Below are 2,275 nucleotides of genomic sequence, written 5' to 3' on the forward strand. Positions count from 1 at the left end.
ACGTCCCATGCGCATCTCTTCCTGCAGCTGGCGGATCAGCTGCAGGATCTGCGCCTGGATGGGTCACGTCCAGCGCGGTGGTGGGCTCGTCGGCCAGCAGCAGGGCCGGGCGGTGCACCAGCGCGCGGGCGATGGCCACGCGCTGCAGTTGTCCGCCGCTCAGTTGCTGGGGCAGGCGATCGCCCAGGCCCTCCAGGCCCACGGCGGCCAGCATGTGTGCCACCCGTGCCGGATCGGTGCGGCCCAGCAGCATGAGCGGCAGCGCCACGTTCTGCGCCACGTCCAGGTGCGGCAGCACGTGGAAGGCCTGGAACACGAAGCCCACGTGCGCGCGCCGCCAAAGGGCGCGCTGCGTGTCGTCCAGCGTGGACAGGTCGGTGCCGCCGTGCACGATGCGGCCCGTGTCCCAGGTATCGAGGCCCGCCAGGCAATTGAGCAGCGTGGACTTGCCCACGCCCGATTCGCCCACGATGGCCACGAACTCGCCCGGGTGCACGGCCAGGTCCACCTGCGCGAACACGTCGGCCTCGCCGTAGCGCTTGCCCAGTTGTTCGACGCGCAGCACGGCGTTCGCGGAGCCGGCGGTACTGGACGGTGCGGCGCTCATGCCGCGGCCTCGTCGGCCAGCCGCCGGTGCACGGCCTGCACCAGCCGTTCGGTGGCGCCGGGGGCATCGCAGGGGATGGCGTGGCGTGCCGGCATGCTGCGCAGCCAGGTCACCTGGCGCTTGGCAAGCTGGCGGGTGGCGGCCATGCCGCGTTCGCGCAGGCCTGCCACATCGAGCGTGCCGGTGGCCGCCTCGGCATCCAGCACCTCCCAGGCCTGGCGGTAGCCCACGCAGCGCATGGAGGGCAGGTCGGGGTGCAGGTCGCCGCGCGCCCGAAGCCGGCGCACTTCATCGACGAAGCCCGCGTCCAGCATGGCGTCGAAGCGTTGGGCGATGCGCCCGTGCAGCCAGGCGCGGTCTTCGGGCTCCAGAGAGAAAAGGGCATCCACCGCCGCATTGGCGCCGTCTTCTGCTCCTTTTTTGATCGTATGAAAGCTCGACAGCGGCTGCCCTGCGATGCGCCACACCTCCAGCGCGCGCTGGATGCGCTGGCTGTCCGCCGGTGCCAGGCGCGCGGCGGTGATCGGGTCCACGCGGGCCAGTTCGGCGTGCATGCCAGGCCAGCCGATGGCGGCGGCCTGGGCCTCCAGTTCGGCACGCACGGCGGGGTCGGCGGGCGGCATGTCGTCGATGCCGTCCAGCAGGGCCTTGAAGTACAGCATGGTGCCGCCCACCAGCAGCGGCAGCGCGCCGCGGGCGCGGATCTGCGCGATGAGGCGGCTCGCGTCGGCCACGAACTCGGCCGCGCTGTAGGCGTGCAACGGGTCGCGGATGTCGATCAGGTGGTGCGGCACCGCGGCCAGTTCGGCGAGCGTCGGCTTGGCCGTGCCGATGTCCATGCCGCGGTACACCAGCGCCGAATCGACGCTCACGATCTCCACCGGGCAATGCGGTGCCAGCGATGCGGCCAGCGCCAGTGCGCCCGCCGTCTTGCCCGAGGCGGTGGGGCCGGCCAGCGCGATGCAGGGCAGCGTCTCAGGCAGGCGCATGGGGCTCTCCGTGTCGTTGCACCAGCGTCCAGGCGGTCAGCGCCAGCGCGGCCGAGCAGGCCCACACGCCGTGTACCAGCGGCCACACGGTGCCGTCCAGCCGCGCGCCGACCCATCGGCCCACGGCAAAGGCGACCAGCATCATCATGAAGCCGTTCAGGGCCGAGGCCACGCCGGCCGCCTGCGGAAACGGGCCCACCGCACCGCTTTGCCCGCAGGGCTGGTGGATGCCATGCGCCACCATGAACACGCACATCGGCAGCAGCAGCGCCAGCGGCGTGTGCCAGCCGGCGAAGGCCGCCGCGGCCATCAGCGTGCCGCCGAGCAGGCTGACGGCGCCGGCCACCGCCACGGTGCGCCGCACGCCCAGGCGCGCGAGCAACTGCCGACAGAGCACCGTGCCCACCAGGTAAGCCAGCGCAGTCGACAGCAGCACGGCGCCGTATTGCGGTCGCGACAGTCCCAGGGCCTCGATGAAGACGAACGACGATGCCGCCAGGAACGTGAACAGCCCGCCGTAGCTGGCCGTGGTCAGCAGCGAATAGGCCCAGAACGTGCGGTGCCGCAGCACCGTGGCCCAGGTGCGTGCCTGCGTGGCCGGCCGCAGGGCGTGCGGGTTGCGCCGCGCCAGCGTCTCGGGCAGGCCAGGGCGACCACGGCCAGCGTGGCCGCGCCGTAG

Annotated in this window: 1 protein-coding gene and 2 pseudogenes; all 3 read right to left on the reverse strand. The window is 72.5% G+C overall.

Annotated features, from left to right (window positions below):
• A pseudogene (locus AC27KI_RS22985) lies at positions 1-607 on the reverse strand (ABC transporter ATP-binding protein); the annotation flags it as partial.
• On the reverse strand, positions 604-1,596 hold the full coding sequence (miaA, locus tag AC27KI_RS22990; RefSeq protein ID WP_487116019.1) for a tRNA (adenosine(37)-N6)-dimethylallyltransferase MiaA: 993 nt from the start codon (positions 1,594-1,596) through the stop codon (positions 604-606). The gene miaA and the pseudogene AC27KI_RS22985, both read right to left, overlap by 4 nt.
• Positions 1,583-2,275 (reverse strand): annotated as a pseudogene (locus tag AC27KI_RS22995) (MFS transporter); the annotation flags it as partial. The gene miaA and the pseudogene AC27KI_RS22995, both read right to left, overlap by 14 nt.

The sequence above is a fragment of the Acidovorax sp. KPB24-03 genome (genome assembly GCF_057546605.1).

What these genes read in the sequence shown, in the direction of transcription:
- miaA (WP_487116019.1), bottom strand. Translation starts at nt 1,596, where the DNA reads ATGCGCCTGCCTGAGACGCTGCCCTGCATCGCGCTGGCCGGCCCCACC.